19 protein-coding genes and 3 tRNA genes are annotated in these 23,137 nt (G+C 42.3%); 6 read left to right on the top strand and 16 right to left on the bottom strand.

Going from position 1 to position 23,137, the window contains the following annotated elements; genetic code table 11:
• Positions 1–24 precede the first annotated feature (24 nt).
• The gene (locus tag JMX96_RS03640) at positions 25–1,197 is read left to right on the top strand and encodes an MFS transporter (protein ID WP_201567393.1); all 1,173 of its coding nucleotides are present in this window, start codon (positions 25–27) and stop codon (positions 1,195–1,197) included.
• 115 nt (positions 1,198–1,312) lie between these two features.
• Here the strand turns inward: JMX96_RS03640 and JMX96_RS03635 are convergent, their stop codons facing one another.
• The 4 genes from JMX96_RS03635 to JMX96_RS03620 all read right to left on the bottom strand — a co-directional run bounded on the left by JMX96_RS03635 (position 1,313) and on the right by JMX96_RS03620 (position 6,579).
• Positions 1,313–2,767, bottom strand: coding sequence for an SAM-dependent methyltransferase (locus JMX96_RS03635; protein ID WP_201567391.1), 1,455 nt, complete (start codon positions 2,765–2,767; stop codon positions 1,313–1,315).
• A gap of 147 nt (positions 2,768–2,914) precedes the next feature.
• Positions 2,915–3,943: a DUF1365 domain-containing protein gene (locus JMX96_RS03630; protein WP_201567389.1), complete on the bottom strand. Its 1,029-nt coding sequence runs from the start codon at positions 3,941–3,943 to the stop codon at positions 2,915–2,917.
• 83 nt (positions 3,944–4,026) lie between these two features.
• Positions 4,027–5,763, bottom strand: a complete 1,737-nt coding sequence (locus JMX96_RS03625; protein WP_201567387.1) for an NAD(P)/FAD-dependent oxidoreductase — start codon at positions 5,761–5,763, stop codon at positions 4,027–4,029.
• Between the two features lie 78 nt (positions 5,764–5,841).
• Positions 5,842–6,579, bottom strand: coding sequence for an SDR family NAD(P)-dependent oxidoreductase (locus JMX96_RS03620; RefSeq protein ID WP_201567385.1), 738 nt, complete (start codon positions 6,577–6,579; stop codon positions 5,842–5,844).
• A 551-nt stretch (positions 6,580–7,130) separates the two neighbouring features.
• On the opposite strand from JMX96_RS03620, the gene JMX96_RS03615 reads away from it, so the two are divergent.
• The 3 genes from JMX96_RS03615 to JMX96_RS03605 all read left to right on the top strand — a co-directional run bounded on the left by JMX96_RS03615 (position 7,131) and on the right by JMX96_RS03605 (position 9,517).
• The gene (locus tag JMX96_RS03615) at positions 7,131–8,333 is read left to right on the top strand and encodes a pyridoxal phosphate-dependent aminotransferase (protein ID WP_057760918.1); all 1,203 of its coding nucleotides are present in this window, start codon (positions 7,131–7,133) and stop codon (positions 8,331–8,333) included.
• A gap of 255 nt (positions 8,334–8,588) precedes the next feature.
• Positions 8,589–8,664: transfer RNA gene (locus JMX96_RS03610), tRNA-Asn, on the top strand.
• A 505-nt stretch (positions 8,665–9,169) separates the two neighbouring features.
• Positions 9,170–9,517 carry a hypothetical protein gene (locus JMX96_RS03605; protein WP_201567383.1) on the top strand — a complete coding sequence of 116 codons (348 nt, stop codon included), beginning with the start codon at positions 9,170–9,172 and terminating at the stop codon, positions 9,515–9,517.
• Between the two features lie 12 nt (positions 9,518–9,529).
• Here JMX96_RS03605 and JMX96_RS03600 read toward each other — a convergent pair whose 3' ends face one another.
• The 6 genes from JMX96_RS03600 to JMX96_RS03575 form a co-directional block, all read right to left on the bottom strand.
• Positions 9,530–10,156 (bottom strand): hypothetical protein, encoded by a 627-nt coding sequence (locus JMX96_RS03600; RefSeq protein WP_201567381.1) that lies wholly within the window; start codon positions 10,154–10,156, stop codon positions 9,530–9,532.
• 57 nt (positions 10,157–10,213) lie between these two features.
• The gene (locus JMX96_RS03595) at positions 10,214–10,513 is read right to left on the bottom strand and encodes a hypothetical protein (protein WP_201567379.1); all 300 of its coding nucleotides are present in this window, start codon (positions 10,511–10,513) and stop codon (positions 10,214–10,216) included.
• Between the two features lie 42 nt (positions 10,514–10,555).
• Positions 10,556–11,866 carry an arsenic transporter gene (locus JMX96_RS03590; RefSeq protein ID WP_201568021.1) on the bottom strand — a complete coding sequence of 437 codons (1,311 nt, stop codon included), beginning with the start codon at positions 11,864–11,866 and terminating at the stop codon, positions 10,556–10,558.
• A 64-nt stretch (positions 11,867–11,930) separates the two neighbouring features.
• On the bottom strand, positions 11,931–12,704 hold the full coding sequence (gene arsH, locus JMX96_RS03585) for an arsenical resistance protein ArsH (RefSeq protein ID WP_201567378.1): 774 nt from the start codon (positions 12,702–12,704) through the stop codon (positions 11,931–11,933).
• Entirely contained in the window at positions 12,691–13,098 is a 408-nt protein-coding gene (gene arsC / locus JMX96_RS03580; protein WP_057760920.1) for an arsenate reductase (glutaredoxin), read from the bottom strand. Before arsC ends, arsH begins: the two co-directional genes overlap by 14 nt.
• Positions 13,099–13,142: 44 nt before the next feature.
• Positions 13,143–13,505: an ArsR/SmtB family transcription factor gene (locus JMX96_RS03575; protein ID WP_201567376.1), complete on the bottom strand. Its 363-nt coding sequence runs from the start codon at positions 13,503–13,505 to the stop codon at positions 13,143–13,145.
• A 356-nt stretch (positions 13,506–13,861) separates the two neighbouring features.
• Between JMX96_RS03575 and JMX96_RS03570 the strand changes: the two genes are divergently transcribed.
• Positions 13,862–15,211, top strand: coding sequence for an MBL fold metallo-hydrolase (locus JMX96_RS03570; protein ID WP_201567374.1), 1,350 nt, complete (start codon positions 13,862–13,864; stop codon positions 15,209–15,211).
• A 371-nt stretch (positions 15,212–15,582) separates the two neighbouring features.
• Here the strand turns inward: JMX96_RS03570 and JMX96_RS03565 are convergent.
• From JMX96_RS03565 to msrB, 4 genes are all read right to left on the bottom strand, one after another.
• A tRNA-Asp gene (locus tag JMX96_RS03565) sits at positions 15,583–15,659 on the bottom strand.
• 37 nt (positions 15,660–15,696) lie between these two features.
• Positions 15,697–15,772 (bottom strand) — tRNA-Val (locus JMX96_RS03560).
• A 225-nt stretch (positions 15,773–15,997) separates the two neighbouring features.
• Positions 15,998–16,483: a glutathione peroxidase gene (locus JMX96_RS03555; protein ID WP_201567372.1), complete on the bottom strand. Its 486-nt coding sequence runs from the start codon at positions 16,481–16,483 to the stop codon at positions 15,998–16,000.
• Positions 16,484–16,620: 137 nt separating this feature from the next.
• A complete protein-coding gene (gene msrB, locus JMX96_RS03550; protein WP_057760931.1) occupies positions 16,621–17,046 on the bottom strand; it encodes a peptide-methionine (R)-S-oxide reductase MsrB in 426 nt (141 codons plus the stop codon).
• 442 nt (positions 17,047–17,488) lie between these two features.
• Here msrB and JMX96_RS03545 point away from each other — a divergent pair, with 442 nt between their 5' ends.
• Positions 17,489–19,141: an aminotransferase class I/II-fold pyridoxal phosphate-dependent enzyme gene (locus JMX96_RS03545; protein ID WP_320157901.1), complete on the top strand. Its 1,653-nt coding sequence runs from the start codon at positions 17,489–17,491 to the stop codon at positions 19,139–19,141.
• A 116-nt stretch (positions 19,142–19,257) separates the two neighbouring features.
• On the opposite strand, the gene JMX96_RS03540 is transcribed toward JMX96_RS03545, so the two are convergent.
• Both JMX96_RS03540 and JMX96_RS03535 read right to left on the bottom strand, forming a co-directional pair.
• On the bottom strand, positions 19,258–20,865 hold the full coding sequence (locus JMX96_RS03540) for an inorganic phosphate transporter (RefSeq protein WP_101206393.1): 1,608 nt from the start codon (positions 20,863–20,865) through the stop codon (positions 19,258–19,260).
• 569 nt (positions 20,866–21,434) lie between these two features.
• Positions 21,435–23,126 (bottom strand): ATPase, encoded by a 1,692-nt coding sequence (locus tag JMX96_RS03535; protein ID WP_201567370.1) that lies wholly within the window; start codon positions 23,124–23,126, stop codon positions 21,435–21,437.
• Between the last annotated feature and the right edge of the window lie 11 nt (positions 23,127–23,137).

Below are 23,137 nucleotides of genomic sequence, written 5' to 3'. Positions count from 1 at the left end.
TCATTTAATTATTAGGATGTCGTTATGCCACTCGCTTTATGGGCGCTTACTCTAAGCGCATTTGCAATTGGGACAACCGAATTTGTCATCGTTGGATTGGTGCCAACTATTGCCGCCGATCTAGGCGTGAGCTTACCTTCAGCAGGGTTGCTCGTTAGCCTATATGCTGTTGGTGTTGCTATCGGTGCCCCTATACTTACCGCACTCACTGGCCGCTGGAACCGTAAAATAGTACTGATGAGCCTAATGGGTCTGTTTGTCATCGGCAACTTGCTGGCTTGGCAAGCACCCAGTTATGAAACCTTAATACTTGCCCGTATCTTGACTGGTCTAGCGCATGGTGTGTTTTTCTCTATTGGTTCCATGATTGCTACCAGTCTTGTCAGTAAAGAAAAAGAAGCCAGCGCAATTGCCATTATGTTTACAGGACTTACCGTGGCGCTCGTCACTGGTGTACCTCTTGGCACATGGATTGGACAGCATTTCGGTTGGCGCGCTACGTTTCTAGTCGTCTCAGTACTGGGTTTAATCGCTTTAATTGGTAGCGCCATATTGGTACCGAAAAACCTTAAGAAATCTATCCCTGCAACGTTCAAAGAGCAACTACAAGTCATTGTAAAACCACAACTACTGCTAGTTTATCTAATGACTATTCTTGGCTATGGCGGTACGTTTACGGCGTTTACCTACCTAGCACCTATCTTAGAGCAGCAGACCAAATTTGCACCATCAGCCATTGGTCTCATCATGCTCGTATATGGCGTGTCTGTTGCGATCGGTAATATCTGGGGCGGAAAACTTGCAGATAAACGTGGCCCTATTAGTGCGCTTAGCATTATATTTAGCGCCTTAAGTGTCATTCTTTTATTGTTCACCTTTACTATGCAATCCAAGATTGCTGCTGTGCTGACTATTTTGGTATGGGGTGCTTTCGCCTTTGGTAACGTACCAGGCCTACAAATCTACGTGGTCAAACAAGCTGAAAAATATACACCGAACGCCGTCGATGTCGCTTCTGGATTGAACATTGCTGCATTTAATGTCGGTATTGCATTAGGCTCAATCATCGGTGGTAGCGTGGTCGAAAATATGTCGTTGCAAGATACAGCTTGGATCGGCGCTGTCATCTCTTTAATGGCATTAGCGGTCACACGCTATTCAGGTCTGCGTGATAAGCGTGCCCTGCAAGCATCGTAGTACCTTTCGATGTAAAACCTTTCAATGTACAACCTCTCAACATATGGGTCTCAAACTGTTAGACAGTATGAGACCCTATGAAAGTTATAAGCAAACCCTATCTATATCACCTAACTTATACCGATGCGGTGTCTGTCATATCTGCATCATTAAAGGCTGTCTCATCGTTCAAAACCGTTTTATGATTTAAGACGGCAGATGGCAGATCAGAAAAATGCAGCGTGTCGATATTGTTAGGCTTCACCGCAGTGACTTGCACCACACCGATCGTGCGCTCCAAGAATCCCCCTTCGCAGTAACAGAAGTAAAACTCCCATAGGCGTATAAAGGCATCGTCATAGCCAAGCGCTTGAATCTCTGCACGCTGGGCCATAAATGCAGCACGCCAGTCACGCAGCGTATACGCATAATCAAAACCATAATCATGCAATTGTTTGACGACCATATCGGTTTGTTCAGTAAATTGTGTCGTCAGCTCTTGGTTTGAAAGCAGACAACCACCTGGGAAGATATGCGTTTGGATAAAATCGACTGAATCGATATAGTCTTGATAATTTTGATCATTAAAGGTGATGGCCTGCAATACCATAAGACCTGTCGGCTTGAGCAAGCTATTACATTTAGCAAAGAACGTCGGCAAATACTCATGCCCCACCGCTTCAATCATCTCGATACTGACTAACTTGTCATATTGACCTGTCAGCTCGCGGTAATCTTGCTTGAGTAGCGTGATTTTGTCAGACAGCCCTGCCGCCTCGACTCGTCGCTTCGCTTCATCATACTGGGCATCAGAGATAGTCGTGGTGGTCACATGGCAGCCGTAATGCTTGGCCGCAAAGATAGCAAAACCGCCCCACCCTGTACCGATTTCAATCACATTATCATCCGCACTGAGCTGTAAACGTTGGCATATAAGAGATAATTTGTGCTGCTGAGCATCACTGAGCGTCACGTCAGGTGTAGGATAAACTGCTGATGAGTACATCATCGTATCGTCCAAAAACCGCTCATACATGTCATTGCCCAAATCATAATGCGCTAAGATATTGGATTTGGAGCCAGATTTGTCATTGCTACGCAGCTGATGCTTCGCTTTTTCAAATGCTTTACTAATACCAGCAAAACGATTCTCTAGTTTATTGAGTACGGCTAAGTTACGAGCTGCCAAGCGAATCAAACCTGTTAGATCATCCGTATCCCATTCACCATCGATATAACTGTCTGCTAGCGCGATAGAGCCACCAAGTAATAGCTGACGATAAACAGCAGGATCATGAATTTGTAACGTCACATGTAGCGAATGGCGACCAACCGCCGAGCTACTAGCGTCATTAGTAGCTACTTTACCAAAGCTACTTGTCTTAGGTTCCTGCTCATCGAATGTCTCAATCAACGTGAGGCTACCAAACTGAACGTGCTGTAACGCACGAAAGATAAGCTTTCTCGCTAAGTGATTCACACTATTGCTGACTGGCTGTAGTACAGCACTTTCATTAACTACTTTGCTCACACGAGCAGTTAATTTTTCTAGTTTTGTGACTGGTGCTCGATCGGTCGGTCGTGCTGGCATCGTGTATTTATCCTTGTTTAAATGCTTTATTTTTTAGTGATTCATTCTTAGTATTACATTGACGAGATTTTTGGATTGTTGATATTTAAAAATTGCTGTAACTATAAGACATCTTTTTTGACTATTATTTTTCTGCTAGCTGCTTTTCTACTGTCTACTTTTCTGATGTCCGCCTTTCTGTTGACTGTCAGCTAATTTTTCATCGTAGTTGATATATGGCACCTTTTTAATCGCATAGAGCTTAAACGCGTGCCAATAAATACGGGTTAATGACGTCATATTCATCAAAGGGTTTTTCCGCAAGCTATGACGAACAGCATCCTCTGTCATCAGTACGCCTGATATCTTTATACCAGTTTTTAGAACGTCACCGCGCTCATCGCTGATATTGATAGCGATACGCACTTGTAAGCCAGTATTAGGTTGCTCATCAGTTTTAGTACGTTTTACATTTACCTGCCAGCGGTACAGCTGATCAATAGGGTTAAAAGGGGATACGTGAAAGTCCTTGTCATGACAGAACTCAGTGTCTTCTCCTTCTAACAGAAACCCGTAGTAATAACGCTTGTCCCATGGCGTATTAGACACTTCAGCCAGTAAATGAGTGGGCGTTTGCTGCGCATCAAACCCCAAGTAAAAATTAACTGGGCTAAAGTACATGCCCGCATTACGGCAGACAAGCAATCCCAACATATCGCCTTCAGGCGCGCTACCTGCATGTTTTTCAAATGCTTGGCTTAGACGTTTTTCTAGTGCTTGAATAGACTGTCCGTTACTATCATGTTTTTCATCGTTACTTAGGCTATTAGCACTCTGTAGGTCAGTATGCTGTAGATAGTCATCAGGACAGAATTGTTGTAGCGCCTTTTTCTTTGCTGAAAATAGAGGCAGACCTTTTGCTAGTAGCTTTTTCGGTAATACTTTACGTAATGGTAACTTTTCTAAAAACTTACTCTCATCAAATGACGCCGTGCTAATTTCAGGAAGTTCTTGCCCTGTCGCCAATGCGCTAATATTGACGCCCCAGTAGCGATAAGGGTAAACGAATTTATTCAAACTAGGTAGCAGCCGACTGTGCCATGTCGTACCCTCAAACAGCTGATGCGGCAATGCAGTGGTATCATAAGAATACTCATGACTTGGCATAGCATTGGTATCTTGAGCGGACGTGGTCATAAATAGTCTCTTATATAACGGCATACTTTTATATGGCGAATCTTTCAAAACACTTAGAATACATAACGGCATTAATCGTCATATTATTTGGTTTTACGGCGACCGAATAAGCCACGTTTCTTATATTGGCTCGTATCAGCAGTTGAACTCTGCAAACGATCGGCATACTCAACCAGTTCCCGATTGGTCGTCGCTGTGGTTACTTCGCGCTTATTCAACCTACGTAATTTGGTATCCGCTTTTATAGGTAAGTCTTTATAACGAAACGGTGTATGCGCGCTATCAGCGTCAGGTAAATGAGCTGGGTCAACCTCGTCTTTTATATCAATATCAAGACCAAGCGCCTGACAGACGCGTAATCCACTGCGTACGCCATCTTCATGAAAGCCATTAAACCAATAAGCCCCGCAGAAATGCGTGTGCAAACCATTACCCGAGATACTCGACCATTTGGTCTGCGCATCAATCATCGCAAGATCGAATACTGGATGACTGTAATCGATGCTCTTAACTATCTGCTTATCATCAACGCTTTTATTGTCTAAAGCTGGATTTAGGGTAACCAAATAATTGTGTTTTTTGGTTAAGCGTTGCAGAATATTCATATGATAAGTCAGCACTGGCTTTGTAGGTATCTGTGCGTTTCCAGACGCCTGCTCATCCTTAGCATTACCTGAAACTGTTTCATCTATTAAATAATTCCAGCTTGCCCATGCCAATGGTTTCTTAGGTAAAACACTGGTATCGGTGTGCAGTACAGCCGTGTTTTTGGTAAAGCGGAAACGACCTAGCACTTCAGATTCATCGGTGCTCGCATCCTTTAAAATCTTTAATGCGGTATCTGCATGACAAGCAAAAACAACCTCATCGAATACAAGTTTTTCGCTACGGTTGTCAGCGTTACCTTTATCCTGCACTGTCAAAGCATTCTGTACCGTCAAAATCACTTGCTCGCCATCACGAACTACAGACTGTACTGGGCTATTGACCCGTATCTTGCCACCCGCTTTGATAAAGCGTGGAATCAATTTGTTGACATACTGTTTTGAACCGCCTTTTATCGTAAACCACTGCGGACGATTGACCACGTCGAGCAACCCGTGGTTGTCAAAGAATTGTGCAAAAAACACCAAAGGAAATTCTTGCACTTCATCTAGGCTGGTTGACCAAATGGCCGATACCATTGGCAATAGATAGTTATCAGTAAATAGCTGACCGTATTTTTTTTGTGTCAAATAACCGCCAAGCGTTTGCTCTGCAAAGCTACTGACATCTTGTCCTTGAGAGCGCGCGCTATCATAATCTTGGCGTAGCTGTTTGATATGCTTATTAAACTGTAAAATATCTTTGATAAACTGCCAGAATTTCGGATTGATTACGTTTTTACGCTGCGATAATAAAGTGTTAAGCGTATGACCATTATATTCAAAATGACGTGCAGTGTTTTTGACAGAAAAGCTCATGTCCGTTGCCTGAAACGGCACCTGCAACTCATGAAGCAAACGAAAGAAGTTCGGGTATGTGCGCTCATTAAAGACAATAAACCCTGTATCTATCGCACTACTCTCTACATTGCTACTCTTCGCTTTTTTACCGTCTTGTAGTGCCACGTCAATCGTGTTTACATGCCCGCCGATATAATCATTGGCTTCAAATACCGTCACATCATGTTGCGTACCTAGATAATGGGCACATGTCAGTCCTGATACACCTGAGCCGATGATAGCGATACGTTTTGGGGTAGTCTGATGGTCAGAATCTGTTGCAACCTTGGTAGCATTTTTTTGGTTACTTGCAGGCTTGAAACGAGTAAACGGCATAAAAGCATTCCCTTCTATATTTTTCTGTCGATATGATGGCTAAGAGTTCTATTAGCTAAGATCTCTATTAATGGTAGATTATTTTTTATTAAGTTTTTCACTAACTTGCTGCCAGACCAAATCAGGCAATGTGCCTAATGCTTTCAAAGGCATGGTTAGTTTTTTTGGAAATTCAATCACGTCATGCCCACTCTCGATACCATCGCGTATGGCTTGACTGGCCTGCGCTGGCGTCTGGATAAATGGCATCGGAAAGTCATTCTGTTTGGTCATCGGTGTCTCAACAAAACCAGGCACGACTAAGCTGACTGACACACCATGCGGAGCAAGGCTAATCTGTAGAGTCTTCATTAGATAATGGATAGCAGCTTTTGAGCTACCATAGGCTTCAGCGCGCGCAAAAGGCACATAAGCAGACGCTGAACCGATACCGACCAAGCGACCTTTTGAAGCGATTAGCTTTGGTAATACCCCTTCGATCGCATGGGACAACGTACCCATGTTTACCGACATTACTTTCATAAAGACACTGCTATCAAAGTTCGGCATATCTAAGTACTCGCACATGCCAGCACCGCAAATCGCTAGATCGACATTGTCGATTTTTTCAAAAGCTTCGATGACCTTTTCTCGATCCATTAAGTCTAAATCAATCGTTTCCGCGCCTAACGCCTGAAGTTCAGACAACGCTTCGTCGTCACGGCCAACTGCATATACATGATGTTCTGCTAGCAGATAGTCTTTTGCCAACTGCTTACCAATGCCTGACGTCGCCCCAGTAATGAGAATATGTAATTTTTCAGTAGAATCTGTCATCGTAAATATCCTTTTTGAGTATTCTTATCTTTTTAAATATTTTCATAATATGGAATTACTGGGCTTAAACTGATTGCTTAATGAAAATTTAGATTTTTGATAACAGCTATCTATTATCGTTATTCTTGGCAGATATCATTGGTCGCATTTTATTAAGCTATAGGCCATTTTATTTAACAAATCTAAATAATTATAGTGGTCGGCTACAGGTTTATTGTTGTGTCTTCGCAATCGTCTGGGCTCAAGCTTAATATAAGCGTGTTGTTTACTACTTTCACAAGGATGCTGCTATCACAAGCAACGACACAATATTCTGTTACTAGCGTCATAAGACAGCTCAATATCAGCATGCTACAATGCAAAAATTAGCAATCGCATCGTTTGCCGAAGCATCATCACCATCATCTATAATTGAATGACCGCCGTATTACGGTAAGATGATGCTATCTTTTCTTAAACTATCTGACATCTTGTCCTGATAGCAATGAAAACGTTATATAATTAATATCAGATTTCCACCAACCCCACCCTCATATAAAAAAGGATCTCTCATGAGCGAGTTGCAACTGTCTGACCGCGTCAACAACATCCAACCATCACCTACGCTAGCGATTACCAATAAAGCCAAAGAGCTAAAAGCAGCTGGTAAAGATATTATCGGTTTGGGCGCTGGTGAACCTGATTTTGATACCCCTGAACACATCAAAAAAGCAGCAATCGATGCAATCAATGATGGCTTCACTAAATATACAGCTGTCGATGGTACGCCAGAACTGAAAACAGCCATCATCGAGAAATTCAAACGCGACAACGACATCAGCTATGAGCCAAACGAAATCCTAGTATCGGTCGGTGGTAAGCAGTCGTTTTTTAACCTTGCCCAAGCATTTATCAATCCTGGCGATGAAGTCATCATCCCAGCGCCATACTGGGTCAGCTATCCTGATATGGTTATCATCGCAGAAGGCGTGCCAGTCATTGTCAAATGCCCAGCTGAGCAAGACTTCAAAATCACCCCTGAGCAGTTAGAAGAAGCCATCACTGACAAGACTAAATTGTTGGTATTAAACAGCCCATCTAACCCAACAGGTATGATTTATACATTAGATGAGCTAAAGGCCATCGCTGAAGTATTGAAAAAGCATCCACAAGTCTATGTAGCTTCAGACGATATGTACGAGCACATCCGCTGGACAGGTGATAAGTTCTACAATATCTTAAACGCGGCACCTGAGCTAAAAGATCGTGCCATTATCTTGAACGGTGTGTCTAAAGCGTATGCGATGACAGGCTGGCGTATCGGTTATGCGGGTGGCCCTGCTAAGCTAATCGGCGCTATGAAAAAGGTACAGTCACAATCTACCTCATGCCCGACGTCAATCAGCCAAGTGGCAGCGGAAGTCGCTATCAGTGGTGATCAGAGCGTACTAGAGCCGATGGTAGCCGCCTTTGAGAAACGCTGTGACCTAGTCGTAGATGGTCTAAATGCCATTAAAGGTATTACTTGCTTGCGTCCTGATGGCGCATTTTATGTCTATCCAAATATCGTACCGCTCATCAAAGCGGCTGGCCTGTCGTCATGTACTGAATTCTCAGCATGGTTATTGGACAAAGTTGGCGTGGCAGTCGTACCTGGTGATGCGTTCGGTCTTGGCGGTTATATGCGTATCTCGTACGCTACTGATGAGGCGACGTTAAAAGATGCACTATCACGTATCGAAAAAGCAGTGGCTGATTTGGACGTTGCTGAATAAATTGTAAATAGCAACAAGTCTTACCGCTGTTCATAAAAAAGACGCCCTATACACTCTATAGGGCGTCTTTTTTTTACGAGTTTTAGATATAAATAGGAAAAACACGCTATCTCATCATTAAAATGACAATTTTTACTAATTATGCAAAAAAAGGCTTGACGTATTTTTTAACTTTGCTAGAATACGCCCCACTTAGCAAGAACTCGTTAGAGACTTCTAAGGCTCGTTGTAAGCGATTAAACACTTACAGCCTATTCTCCAATAGCTCAGTTGGTAGAGCAACGGACTGTTAATCCGTGTGTCCCTGGTTCGAGCCCAGGTTGGAGAGCCACATTTTAGTAGTAAATTTCTTGAGTCAACTTTGATTCAATTATGGCATTTGCCAAAACCCTCATCAATTTGATGAGGGTTTTTTTATGCGTATCATTTAGGGTCTGTTGAACATTCAAATGTGGTACTGGCAGTGACTATTTTTTAGACAATACGCAGTGAAATTTTTGACGCCTAGTCGTTCTAGGTTAGACAATTTCGCCAGGTATTGGCAAAAAATAGCCCTGTTCTGAAAGGCTGATGCTAAAATCACCTCAAACGTTGTTGCAAGCCTAGTTAAGGTCTCGACATTATCGTCGGTTTACACCTAGTTTGATGCGATTTTAGCGATCAGCAGTCCTAATATTTGGATGTTCAACAGACCCTAATATTGGTTATCTATTTTGCCATTTTGATAAGCGCTAATCACTACTTTATCTCATACTTGATTATGACAATGATATTTAAAAATGAATATCATTGTCACGATAGAATATTACTGAAGCTACCAGAGAGAGAAAGTTATTATGAAATATATATTATTTGTATTTGCACTTATACCAATGGCAAATGCTGAATCATGGATTAAACTAAACGTACCTAAAGGGTATGTAGATTACATTGATAGAGATTCTATACAAATAAAAGGTGACTTTACTTACTATACGATGAAAGATGCTGATGTATACGAAAATTACAGTCTCATAAAATTTAAGCACGACTGTAAGTATAAGGCGCGTCAGGCATTATCTTCAACCTATTACGATAAGAAGACTCATAAACTTACACGTTCTGAAGTTTATTCTACTAGTGAAATGGTGCAATATCCTAGATCATTTGCAATGATCAATATAGAAAACGTGATCTGTAGCTAGCCACTTAATCTCTTACAGTCTACTGATAGGGTCTTTTTTCTCTGAGCTTATTCGTGCTCCATAGATAACAAAATGTACTAACCATGAAAATATAAGATAGGGAGTAGCAAATATAAAGAATAGTCCGAAACCTTCGAAAATGCGATGTAAGGTATAATCTTCAAAATACGACTCACCCTCTTCAACTATATTGTTAAATGCTATTTCATCTTCTGGATTGATAAACTCTATTCGTCCTCTTGTTAGAAGATAAGGAAGAATACGGCGCATATCCTCGTACTCACAGTAAACATCTTTATTTGACCATATGTAACAACTGTTTGTTTCTAGCATTTTACTGTCTACTAAACTACTTACATCTAGCATCTCGCCATCAATAGTCTCAAAAGAAATTTTCATAGGAATATCAATATTATATAACCCTAAAAGCCTGTCTGTGGGATAAACAAAATATCTCAATTGTTTGTGAAGTACTTGTGTGGAAGTGTTTATCATTGCAGAGCAATTAGCTTCACTCACACTACATTGTACAAACTGCCCTCTCTCATGAATAACATCTTGTTGCCCTAAATAGAGACTAAAAGCTAAAGTTGGAACGGCTAAGACTATTGATAATCGAATATATTGTTTTTGATTCAAAGTAACCTCGTATACGTAGCTCCATAAACTTTGCATTCTCAAGATTTATGGAGCTTTTTAATGCTTAAAATAATTAATCATAATAGCCTTTGATTGTTCAATAGCATCATTAAATTCTGAGATTAATATAAGGTCTTTTGAATTACCCCTCATATCCCTAATATCTTTAAAGCTTTTCTCATCTAAATTCTTAGCTCTATTATACAATTTCGCAGCGATATTCTTAATTTCTATCGTTACATCCCTTTCTTTAGTGGCCAACTCACCAAAAAGCGTAGCACGACTACTAAGTTGCTGAGCAATTTGGTGCAGTTCTTCCAGCTTATTTCTGTTATCACTTTTTGATGATTTCATCATTTCACTATCTAAATAGATATAGCAAGTTCTCTATTGGCTAGCTTAGCTTGGCAACAGTGGCAACCAGAATACCAATGCCAACAGTGTCACTAACAACACAGGCGGAGTGATCAATAGACCAATCTTTATATACTGTCCCCAACTGATTTTGTAGTCCTTCTCTGCTAATACATGTAGCCATAGTAAAGTAGCCAGACTACCAATCGGCGTAAACTTAGGGCCCAAATCATTACCGATGACATTAGCATAAATCATTAGCTCTCGCGTTGCAGCAGGCACTTGTGCTTGATCAATCGCAAGCGCGCCGACTAAAGTTGCTGGCATATTATTCATAACAGACGCGACTATAGCAGACAAGAATCCAGTTCCAACGGTAGCAATGACTGCGCCTTGTTGACCCAACCAGTTAAGTACTTGCGCACCATAAGCAGTAAGCCCTGCATTACCCAGACCATATACCACCAAATACATACCGATTGAAAATAGTACGATTTGCCAAGGCGCTTTACGTACTACATCGCTCACAGAGACTACCGCACCGTGCCCACCTTGCCATATGCGGCCAGCGATTGCCATTAACGCGACAGCAGCGATGCCCGTGACCAGTGAAATAGGTAGTCCTAACGGCTCAGTCGCAAAATAGGCGACCAGTAGCAAGCCTAATAGTGGAAAAGCAGCTCGGAATACCAATGGATCGGTAATAGCAGACTCTGGAGCGCTGAGCTCGCTAGTCGAGTAAGTTGTTGGAATATGACGTGCATAGACAACCCACAACACCAGTAGCGTCGCTAATACAGACACGATATTGACTGGTACCATCACCGCCGCATAACGACCAAAGCCAATATCGAAATAATTGGCACTGACAATGTTGACTAAATTTGAGGTAACCAATGGCAGGCTTGCCGTATCAGCGATAAAACCAGTTGCTATGATAAATGCCAAAGCTGATGGTGGCGAAAATTTCAGACGCAGCAAGATAGCAATGACAATCGGGGTTAGTAATAGCGCAGCACCATCATTGGCAAAAAATGCAGAAATAAAGGCGCCGAGCACGACAATCATCGGAAACAATAAACGCCCTTGCCCATTGCCAAGGCGTGCCACATGTAATGCAGCCCAGCCAAAGAACCCTGCCCGATCTAAGATAAGCGAGATGATAATCAGCGCCACAAAAGTAAAGGTCGCATCCCAGACAATATCCCAGACGATACCCACATCTGATAACTGCACGACGCCAAGTGCTAACGCGACTAAGGCACCACCCATGGCGCTCCAGCCGATACCCAAACCTTTAGGTTGCCAGATAACTAAGACTAAAGTGACCACAAAAATAGCAAATGCAAGCATTATACGACCTTACTTGAGCTGACTTTATTCAGCCGATTTAATATAGGGAATTAGATCGATTAGGAGGTTAGATCGATTTTTGATTAACGCGGCTCGATAGTTCTTCAGCACTCTCAACGCGTTCTGAATAACGATCAGTGAGATAATCTGAACGTCCGCGTGTGAGCCAAGTAAACTTCACTAGCTCCTCACAAACATCGACAAGACGCAGATATAACGGAGACATATCCATACGATTGTCGTCGTTGAACTCTAAGAACGCTTTGGGTATCGAAGATTGATTGGGGATAGTAATCATCCGCATCCAACGCCCAAGAATACGCATCTGATTAACCGTATTAAAGCTCTGACTACCGCCGCTGACTTGCATCAGTGCTAGGGTTTTACCTTGAGTTGGACGTACGCCACCTAGGGACAGCGGTATCCAGTCGATTTGCGCTTTCATGATACTGGTAATACTGCCGTGACGCTCTGGACTCACCCACAGCATGCCTTCTGTCCACTGCGCCAGCTCCCGCAATTCTTGTACTTTAGGATGGTCTGAATCTACATCATCAGGCAATGGTAGGCCAGATGGATCAAACATTTTTACTTCACAACCATACCAACGCAGCAATCGGCTTGACTCTTCAGCGGCCAACCTAGAAAACGAGCGCGCACGGACAGAACCATATAGCACTAATATTTTCGGCGGATGACGTGAATCATTCGGTGCAACCAAAGAATCAATGTCGATAGGTTGAAGATTATCTATATCAATATTGGGCAAATCGTCTAAGCTAAATTCTGGCGAAGCAGTAGATTTGGCTTCCAATGCTTGGTCAACCTCAGTGTTTGTCATGAGTAACAACCTCGCCGTCTTCTTTTGTGAAGCTACTTACTGGATTGGCTAGTAATTCAAACACACGCTCTGACGGGCGGCATAGAGCAGCGCCTTTATCAGTCACCACGATAGGACGGTTGATTAAAATAGGATGCGCAATCATGGCGTCGATAATTTGGTCGTCAGACAACTCAGGATTATCTAGACCAAGCTCATCATTGATAGCTTCTTTGCTTCTTAATAGTTCTCTAGGCGAAATCTGCATTTGTGCCAACAGCTCCACTAAACGGTCGCGCGTTGGTGTATTTTTCAGGTATTCCACCACTTCTGGCTCTTCACCTGATGCTTTAATAATGGCAAGCGTGTTACGAGAGGTTCCGCATTTAGGATTATGAAAGATTAATGGCTTCATAGTGTTTACACCTATTTTATGTATTTATCGAAATGATAATTGGTTTAATCGTTACCTTGCTCAACAGACTCATTTACTCTGCACCCACTCAGGCTATCCATGAGTGACGCACACAATTCTGGATGTCCCGCACAGCAATCTTGCAACAGGAACTGAATGACGTTTTCCATATGTGATAGCGAAGCACGATAGATAATCTGTCGGCTATAACGCTGTGAAACTACCCACCCTGCCCGTGCTAGCACCGATAGGTGGGCTGACATTGTGTTATGAGGTACAGAGAGCTGACGGGCTATTTCGCCCGCAGGTAGGCCTTCAGGCTCATGGCTGACAAGCAGCTTAAAAGCTTTTAAACGAGTATCTTGAGAGAGCGCAGCAAAGCTTGCGATAGCATTAGTTATTTCCATATGTCCAATAATACAGACATATTAAAATAATTCAATGTTTTACAGATATTTTTATTCTAAAAAAGATATATCTGTGTGATTAAACTATATATATCAACGAGTAAAAGCGATTAACCAAATAGTGAAAATAATGATCCCTTCACCTTCTCAACCTAAAGCCTTCTACGTTTGGCCTTATGTAAATAACAAGTTTAATATATGTTATTGTATATTGATGATACTTAGAATTTCATGCTAGATTGAATACAAGTTTATGCAACAGTAAAACTAGATTTGGCTGGTAGCTCTCGCTCTGTACTGCCAGTAAACCTGATTAAAATAACTATTATGATTAAAACAACAATAAGGAAATGACCATGCTACTAGAGAAAATTAAGACACCTGGACTTTCGCACCTATCCTACTTGGTAGGCTCTGGTGGTCAAGCAGCGGTAATTGACCCACGTCGTGACTGCGCGATATATGTAGAAAAGGCGCGTGCAGCAGGACTTGAGATTACTCATATTTTTGAGACACATCGTAATGAGGATTTGGTTTCTGGGGCACCTATCTTGGCCGCAATGACAGGAGCAACAGTTTTGCATGGCCCTAATCCAGAGCAACCTGTTGTCTACGCTCAGACCGCACGTAATGGTGATTGCTTTTCAATTGGCCAATTGGAAATCCACGTCCTAGAAACGCCTGGTCATACCGATGATCATCTTGCTTATGCGCTGTTTGATACGGCGTATCCAGATAAGGCGGTTGGCGTTTTTACTGGGGATGCGCTCTTTGTAGGTGATGTCGGTCGTACGGACTTCTATCCTGAGCGTCGGAGAGAAGTTGCAGGTTTACTTTATGATTCGTTACAAGACATTCTAGCGCTCGGTGATCAGGCAATTATTTATCCGGCTCATGGTGCTGGGTCCGTCTGCGGATCAGGTATGGCGGAGCGAGAGTTTTCTACCGTTGGTCACGAAAGAATGAACAATCCACGTTTACAGATTACCGATCGTGAGGCATTTATTGATTTCAAGACGAGCGAAAACCATTATCAGCCGCCCTACTTCAGATTGATGGAGCGCCTTAATATGGAAGGTGGTGAAGCGCCTCCAGTCGTTATGCGTCCGCGTAACCTTTCGCTCAAACAGCTGCATGACTGCGATGCTGATCATCTCATCGATATTCGTGAACCCATGGCATATGTGTCAGGACACCTGCCCGGTTCTATGAGCTTACCTGTCAACATGTTACCTGCGTTTGCTGGATGGTTTATCGAGGAAGGACAAAGCTTGGCACTGATTGCCTCTGATGAAGAGCAACTGGCGATTGCGATGGAGCATCTGGTACGTATTGCTTTTGATAACATCATAGGTGGCTATGTGGGTGTCGTCCCTGCCGCTGCTAAAGGGGAACAGATGCAGCAAACCCCTATGATCGATACAACCGAGGTAGAGAGTCGTCTTAATAATGCTCAGAACTGGACATTGCTCGATGTGCGCGATATCGATGAGAGAAATACCAATGCGATTGAAGGCTCACAGCATATCTATGTTGGTCGCCTGAACAAGCGTTGGCATGAGCTTGACCAAAGTCGCCACTATACCTTGATGTGTGCCAGTGGTGCTCGGGCAACAATAGCAGCAGGGTGGCTCGCTAGTCGAGGTTTTGAGAACATTGATATCTATCTAGGGTCAATGGGCGCATGGCAAGCAACGCATGAATAATTCTTTATTCGTAGATAAAATTTGCAATGAGCTAAAACGCATCTCAAGTTTTAGATAATTAGTTTTAAGCAAAGGCATTTTAAATTGCTGTAAATAAGACATGTTATACCTAAGATAAATACGACGACCCTTCTTCTATTCAATATCAGACTGATATAAAAGAAGGGTTTACGTTTTAGCTGACCTTTGATTGATACGACTTAAGTACATATAAATCATAGTACTAGGTTCTAATTCTTACCGTACTTCCTTACCTGACTTATCACTCATAAAACATAGATACATAAAAAACAGACACAAAAAAACCTCAAACAATCTAATGCTTGAGGCGAAACTTGCTTAAACCCAAAGGTTTAAATTCGTTTTAAATATGGCGCAGCGGACGGGACTCGAACCCGCGACCCCCGGCGTGACAGGCCGGTATTCTAACCAACTGAACTACCGCTGCTTAGGTCTCTTAGCTTGTTTAGCCACTTGCTAAGAAGTGGTGGGTGATGACGGATTCGAACCGCCGACATTCTGCGTGTAAGGCAGACGCTCTACCAACTGAGCTAATCACCCTTCGAACAATTGCGATGCAATTTATTCAACATCAACTGAGCTCTTAAGTTTGTCACTAAGCTCCGTTGCTGTGGGTGTGTATTATATAGATTTACTGTTGGGTGTCAAACAGTATTTGCCAATTTTTTAGATATTTTTTCAATTTTTATTAGGATATCCAGCAAGCATTTGTTTTTATTGATTTTATATTCTCATACAAAACCAATGTTTTTTTAGATTTGATGCTTACTTATTGGCTAATGCTTGCTCTATATCGTTTTTGATGGCTTCTGGCTTGGTCGTTGGTGCATAGCGGTCAATAACCTGACCTTTACTATCGACTAGGAACTTGGTGAAATTCCACTTAATACCATCTGTCAGCACGCCACCCTTTTGTTCTTTGAGCCATTCATAGATAGGATGAGCATCTGCGCCATTGACATCAGTCTTTGCCATCATCGGAAAGCTGACACCATAATTCTTTTGGCAAAACGCACCAATCTCGTCATTGCTACCTGGGTCTTGGCTACCAAATTGATTACAAGGAAAACCGACGACAACCAGTCCTTGCTCTTTATACTGTTGATATAGCGACTCTAAGCCTTCAAACTGCGGCGTAAATCCACATTTGCTTGCGGTATTGACGATTAATAATACTTTATCTTGGTAATCTGAAAACGCTTGCGAGCTACCATCCATGCGCTCAGCCGTAAAATCGTAAATTGTACTCATCATTTATCCTTAAATTGAGGTTTTTATTGTTTTGGGTGTTTATGCACTATTTCTTTTTCTATCATACACATAATAAAACTATTGAAAAGGAAGCACCTTGTACTTCCCTTTCACGTTTCTAATAATATTCAGCCTACTTATTTTTCAGATTTATCTAAATCGATAGATACTGAGTTGATGCAATAGCGCATGCCTGTTGTCTCAGTAGGACCATCAGGGAACACATGGCCTAAATGTGCGCCGCAGTTGCTACAAGTGACTTCGGTACGAGTCATGCCTAGCGAGTTATCAACGTGCTCTTCAATCGCGCTGTTATCGATACCTTGATCAAAACTTGGCCAGCCACAGCTCGCATCAAATTTATTGCTTGAGTCAAATAAGCTTGCACCGCAGCCTTTACAACGGTAAACGCCGTCATCTGTCGCATCATTATATACACCTGTAAATGGGCGTTCAGTGCCCTTCTCACGCATAATATGATACTCATCAGCGGTTAAACGCTCTTTCCAGTCAGCTTCAGTCAACTGGCTGATTTCTTCTTTGCTTAGTTGGTTGTCTTGCATAATTTATCCTTATTCGAGTATTTATTATCTAATCTCGGTAACTATTTTATCGCCATATGATTATGAGAACGACGTGCTCTATCTGTTGGTTATCGGCACACTATTCAAGGCATATATAAGAAAAGTACTCTTTGTATTGTGAGATAGACAGCATGATTGGCGAGATTAACTAAGTTAAATATACCAAATTAATTTTAGATAATGATGGGTAAAGATGTAATTTTGATATCTATACATTTTATAGTCTATATGAGATTTAGAGCCGTATGAATATAAGCTAAATGTTAATTGCAAGATATACTTGCAAAGACTAATAGAGCTGATTGTAAAATTATTTGCAAATTAACTATCAATGCAATAATATCTTGCATTAGTGTTTAACTAAAATGTTTAATATATCTCTACACTGAATAACTACTGATTAATAAAGGCTCAAACGACAATGTCTGACGACAATAGTAAAAGTACGCAAGCGGAACGACTGGTACAGTTGCGCCGTGATAAAGGATTTACTGCTGAGCAACTAGCACAAGCCATGACAGCCGCTGGTGCAAAAGTGAGTCGTGGTGCTATATCAAACTGGGAGCGCAGTACCAACGGCATTGTCTCATCCAAGCTGCCTACGCTCGCGCGTATTTTGGGCTGTAGTGAGGGATATCTGTTGCGCGGCGACCTCAACAATGAAGCTATTGATGCAGACGAATCGACATCATCTATAGAGCGCAGTGAACATCAAGAGATGGATACGATTTCCTACACCCAGTCAGATATTAAAGCAACTGACGCTCAATCAACAAAACCTTTTACTGCTCCTAAAGGCTCAAAAACCAATTCGACAACCAATCCGAAAAACGGTCATGCTATGAACACTATAAAAAAATCTGATAAATTACAAAACGTTTGCTATGACATTCGTGGTCCTCTATTGCAGACTGCTAATAAGATGGAAGCAGAAGGCAAACGCATATTAAAACTAAACGTGGGCAACCCAGCGCCTTTTGGTTTAGAAGCCCCGCATGAGATTTTACGCGATGTCGCTATGAACTTATCTGAAGCGACTGGCTATTCAGACTCACAGGGGATTTTCTCAGCGCGCAAAGCCATTTTGCAATATTACCAATCAAAGGGATTGCTGTCGGCCGTTGACGTACGTGACGTATATTTGGGCAATGGGGTTTCTGAGCTTATTGTCATGACCATGCAGGCATTGATGAACGATGATGATGAAGTCCTTATTCCGATGCCAGACTACCCGCTTTGGACAGCAGCAGCCAATCTCGCTGGTGGTACTGCGGTGCACTATCGCTGCAATGAAGAAGATAACTGGCACCCTGATATTGAAGATATTAAGTCTAAAATCACGAGCAAAACAAAGGGCATCGTGGTTATTAACCCAAATAACCCGACAGGCTCCCTTTATAGTGATGAGTTATTAAAGCAAATTATTGAAGTCGCTAAAGAGCATGATTTGATCATCATGGCTGATGAGATTTACGATCGCATTCTCTATGATGATAATGTACATACCCCGATGAGCACCTTGACTGACGACGTGCTGGTACTTTCTTATAATGGCTTGTCAAAGTCACATCGTATTGCAGGATTTCGCTCAGGTTGGATGATGGTATCGGGCCGCAAACAGCACGCAGCTGACTTTATTGAAGGCTTAGATATGCTAGCATCCATGCGTCTTTGCTCTAACGTGCAAGGACAGTACGCCATTCAAACCGCGATGGGTGGGCATCAGAGCATGCAAGACCTAACCTCTGAAAAGGGTCGCCTATATAAGCAACGTGAAATGGCTGTCTCACGTCTAAATGCTATCAAAGGTATTTCTTGTACCATGCCTCAAGGCGCGTTTTACTGTTTCCCAAAAATGGATCCAGAGGTTTACCCTATCACCGATGATATGGACTTTATGATGGACTTGCTCGTTGAAGAAAACGTATTGATGGTTCAAGGTACTGGGTTTAACTGGGACAGACCTGACCATTTCCGCCTGGTGTTCTTACCTAACTTGCTTGACCTAGAAAATGCGATGGATAGATTGGACAGATTTTTTGCCAAAAAACGTAAGCAGTTTGGTACCGAGTAAATCGTCATATATCATTAAAAAAACGCTTATCGGCATGATGCTGATAAGCGTTTTTTATTGCGTTGAACCTAGTTATTCAAACTCAATTATGATAATTCACTGATGAAAACAGCGCATTAAAAAATGTTGCTCAATACAAGATAACTGATGGCAGACATAGTAGCCGCTGCAGGTAGCGTCACAATCCAAGCCAAACCAATCGGCTTCATAAGCTTCCAGTTCGTATCTCTGTTGACGATACCGATACCCAGTACCGCACCTACTAGCGTGTGAGTACTTGATACAGGCAGACCCATAGTCGATGCGCCCATTACAACAGCAGCAGCAGCTAACTCAGCTGAGAAGCCTGAAGCTGGATGCATTTTCGCTAGATTGGTACCGACAGTTTGAATCACTTCTTTACCAATGAACCAAAGACCAACGATTAGTGCCACACCAAAAGTCAGCATAACAGCAGGTGGCACCGCAGCTTCAGTAGCGATACTATTAGTACGAATCACATCCATGATGGCGGCAAAAGGACCAACCGCGTTGGCGATATCGTTTGAACCATGACTAAAAGCAAAAGCTGACGCGGTAAAGACCTGCATCCAGCTAAACATAATGAACGTCGCTTTGGTCAAATCTTCTTTGTGCTTACCGCGAATACTCTTGGTATAGATATAGGTCGCTAGCCATACTAGCGCCGCTATCATACCCATAATCAAGAAGCCCTGTAGTGTGGTCAGGCCGCTATTAACATTTTTCAGACCTTTAAAGACGACTAGAGAAGTCATTACCGCACCACCTGCGGCAGCAATGATAGGTACCCATTGCTTAAGTGCTTTTAGAGTATCAAGGCTACTACGTTCATTTTCAATATCATAAAGCTTTTTGTAGTAATCAGTTTCTAGGTCTTCAACGATACAATCGTCATCTTTATAGATTTCCTGATCACGTAGCATCGCTGACGTATAGGCCAATTGTTCAGACTCTGTCAAACCATCCAAAAACTCTTTATGGTTTTGCTTTAAGACTTTTTTATTGCCTTTTAGCGTCGCAATATAGGCTTCGGTTTTATCATTATATTCAATGATGTTTTTCTTGATTTGTCCATATAAAAGATAAGACAACACGCCACCTAGTAGCGGTGACAGCACCCAAGAAATAGCGATAGTTCCAACCGTTCCCCAGTCTACCGTTGATAGCGCCATGTCCGTACCACCTAACGTGATACCTAAGACAATGGAGCTACCAATCACACCGCCAATAATGGAGTGAGTGGTCGAAACAGGCAGACCTTTTTTGGTCGCAAATAACAGCCAAAATGCTGCTGCAACCAATGCGGAGAGCATGACATAAATGAACTGATTGGGCGTCACTGATAGACCATCTAGATCGACGATGCCGCTTCGAATCGTATCAGTCACCTCCCCGCCTGCAAGGACTGCCCCCGATACTTCAAATATCGCGGCAATACCCAATGCTTGCGGGATAGTCAACGTCCCTGCACCCACCGAAGTACCAAATGAGTTGGCGACATCGTTACCACCGATATTGAATGCCATAAAGACACCAAAAGCGGTCGCCACGATGAATAGCGTCGTTTGCTGACGCATGGTGTAATCTAAACCCCACCACAAAAAGTAGGAAGTCATCGCAATCAGTAAAATGGCAAAAAATAGATTGATTCTCATAGAGCCAACTGGCTTGACTGACTCTGTAGAACTGCTGCTAATACCCATACGTTAGTACGTCCTGCGTAAGCTGATTAAAATTATATGAGGTTGATAATATTGCGCTGCTACTCACAGTACTTGTTACGGCATCTAATGAAGTAGCATATATAAAATATACAACATGCGATTAGAAGGTCTTAAACCGACTAGAGCGAAAGTAAATAATACATCTCTCAACATGTCACAAAGCCGCAAGTGATATTGCCAAATCGTCTGATTACAGCATCTTGCGGCTTATATATTTCTTAGCGATATTTGTGGTACTACTAACAGCTATTGTAACAATTTTTGTCGTAATTATTAAGTTATCTATACTAAATAACTAAAACACGTTGTTTGCTAAATTAAAATTATTATTTAGCAGAAGCTGTTTTGCGCTCTATTATATTAAATATGAGCACATAATGCATAATGATATTGCGAGATTTGTAACTGCGAGTGTATACGGACAAGACCACACTCTTTAAAAGACAGGGTGGCTCGAATATGTTTCGAGCCACCCTATTTAGAAAATACGTGGAAAATACAGTTATATAAATCTATAAGAGTCCTTAAACTTCAATCATTTCTAACAATTATTTGCTTTCAGTCAGTGCAGACAACTGCTCAATAGCATGATCTAACACGTCTAAACGCGCCTGACGCTTTTCGTTGGTCGCAATAACACACCATGGCGCTGTCGTTGTATCCGTGCGTGCCAGCATATCTGCTGCAGACTGCACATAGTCTGACCATTTATCACGGTTACGCCAGTCATCATCCGTTAGTTTAAATTGCTTATGCGGTGTTTCTTGGCGATCTTCAAACCGTTTAAGCTGCTCTTTTTTATCAATCGCTAACCAATACTTGATAACCAACGTTCCTGCTGCTGCCAAGTCCGCCTCGAAACGATTAATTTCATCATATGCTCGTTGCCATTCATTAGGAGACGCAAATCCTTCGATGCGCTCAACCAACACACGCCCATACCAAGTACGATCGAAAATGGCGATACGGCTAATACGGTTCGTTTGCTCGTTAGGCAATCTTGTCCAGAATCGCCACAAGTAAGGATGCTGGGTCTCATATAACATCGGTGCGCCAATATTATAGATTTGATACTCGCGGGGATCTAGCGGTGCAACTAACCTTTTGATTGCACCGCCCTTGCCGGCGGCATCCATTCCTTCAAAAGCAAACACCACATGCCGACCTTGGCGTGCACGTAACAACTCAGCGAGCCTTGCTTGCTTCTCCGCCAATGCCTCACGATAGTCGGACTTACTGATTTTTTTATCTTTAATAGACGTCAGTTGCTTAGGTATCGGTACAGGTTCAAACTGTTTTTGTTTAGTATCTAAGCTAAGTTCCAGTGTCTCGGACTGGAAATGGTTTTCTGACGTTTCCTTGTCGTTGTCATCGCTATCTGTCCGACTACTCGCTAGCGCGGTTTGCATAGCATGTAGCACCAAATGGCAAAAGTTATCAGCGGCCTCTAACTTATCATCACCATCAATAATGACCCAATCATCCTGCTGACGCAGCAAGGTCGCAGCCACCTCATTAAACTTCTCAATGACTTGCTTATTATTCCAGTCAATTTGATACAGAAACTGCGGATCTGCCTCATCATCCTTTAAGCGACTGTGCAACGTTTCAATATCGACATGAAACCAACATTTTAATAACTTAGTTTGATTGGCAATGAGATCCTTTTCAAATGCCTTTAGCGTGTCTAACTGCTGCTGTAGATAGTCTTGCCACTGAGCGATAGGGAGCGGATTTTTACTTTTTTGACCTTTATCATTTGATAATGCTTCAAGGTTCTCACTATCTGATGTCGCTAGTCGCATGACGTTGTATAATAAATCAGCATACCAGTTGCCAAAATACACCATGACATCACCATGGCGTGGCATTGCGCTAGTATGCGCTTGCCAAATGGGTTGATAACTCAATGGCGAATGACCAATGGTTGCCTCAACTTTAAGCAGCCTGGGATCTACCCATTGCCGTAACTGCTTAACGGCGGTACCTTTACCTGCTTGCTCCATTCCATTAACTAGCACCAATAGACCTGTTGGCTTGTTGAGGGTCGGCGGCGTTTGCTGGCGAGTGGCTTTTAAAGCATACTGAGCTGTTACCAATGCCAATCTAAGCGAATCCTCATCCAGTGAAAACTGACTTAAAGGATTGGGCTTTAGACGCTGCTCCACAACTTGCTCACTAAATTGTGTACTTACCGCTTGTGGTGCTTTTGGTTCAGTAGTATCATTTTTTTGAGACATGATTACACTCG

Origin of the sequence: Psychrobacter sp. JCM 18900, from assembly GCF_904846625.1 — a bacterium.
Classification (GTDB): domain Bacteria; phylum Pseudomonadota; class Gammaproteobacteria; order Pseudomonadales; family Moraxellaceae; genus Psychrobacter.
The sequence above is the reverse complement of the archived record's forward strand: the minus strand, read 5'-3'. Positions and strand labels throughout refer to the sequence as shown.

Coding starts and splice junctions, on each gene's coding strand:
- JMX96_RS03595 (WP_201567379.1), bottom strand. CDS start 10,513: ATGATGAAATCATCAAAAAGTGATAACAGAAATAAGCTGGAAGAACTG.
- arsH (WP_201567378.1), bottom strand. CDS start 12,704: ATGACAAACACTGAGGTTGACCAAGCATTGGAAGCCAAATCTACTGCT.
- JMX96_RS03635 (WP_201567391.1), bottom strand. CDS start 2,767: ATGCCAGCACGACCGACCGATCGAGCACCAGTCACAAAACTAGAAAAA.
- JMX96_RS03570 (WP_201567374.1), top strand. CDS start 13,862: ATGCTACTAGAGAAAATTAAGACACCTGGACTTTCGCACCTATCCTAC.
- JMX96_RS03630 (WP_201567389.1), bottom strand. CDS start 3,943: ATGACCACGTCCGCTCAAGATACCAATGCTATGCCAAGTCATGAGTAT.
- JMX96_RS03575 (WP_201567376.1), bottom strand. CDS start 13,505: ATGGAAATAACTAATGCTATCGCAAGCTTTGCTGCGCTCTCTCAAGAT.
- arsC (WP_057760920.1), bottom strand. CDS start 13,098: ATGAAGCCATTAATCTTTCATAATCCTAAATGCGGAACCTCTCGTAAC.
- JMX96_RS03640 (WP_201567393.1), top strand. CDS start 25: ATGCCACTCGCTTTATGGGCGCTTACTCTAAGCGCATTTGCAATTGGG.
- JMX96_RS03545 (WP_320157901.1), top strand. CDS start 17,489: ATGTCTGACGACAATAGTAAAAGTACGCAAGCGGAACGACTGGTACAG.
- msrB (WP_057760931.1), bottom strand. CDS start 17,046: ATGCAAGACAACCAACTAAGCAAAGAAGAAATCAGCCAGTTGACTGAA.
- JMX96_RS03605 (WP_201567383.1), top strand. CDS start 9,170: ATGAAATATATATTATTTGTATTTGCACTTATACCAATGGCAAATGCT.
- JMX96_RS03615 (WP_057760918.1), top strand. CDS start 7,131: ATGAGCGAGTTGCAACTGTCTGACCGCGTCAACAACATCCAACCATCA.
- JMX96_RS03555 (WP_201567372.1), bottom strand. CDS start 16,483: ATGAGTACAATTTACGATTTTACGGCTGAGCGCATGGATGGTAGCTCG.
- JMX96_RS03620 (WP_201567385.1), bottom strand. CDS start 6,579: ATGACAGATTCTACTGAAAAATTACATATTCTCATTACTGGGGCGACG.
- JMX96_RS03540 (WP_101206393.1), bottom strand. CDS start 20,865: ATGGGTATTAGCAGCAGTTCTACAGAGTCAGTCAAGCCAGTTGGCTCT.
- JMX96_RS03625 (WP_201567387.1), bottom strand. CDS start 5,763: ATGCCGTTTACTCGTTTCAAGCCTGCAAGTAACCAAAAAAATGCTACC.
- JMX96_RS03535 (WP_201567370.1), bottom strand. CDS start 23,126: ATGTCTCAAAAAAATGATACTACTGAACCAAAAGCACCACAAGCGGTA.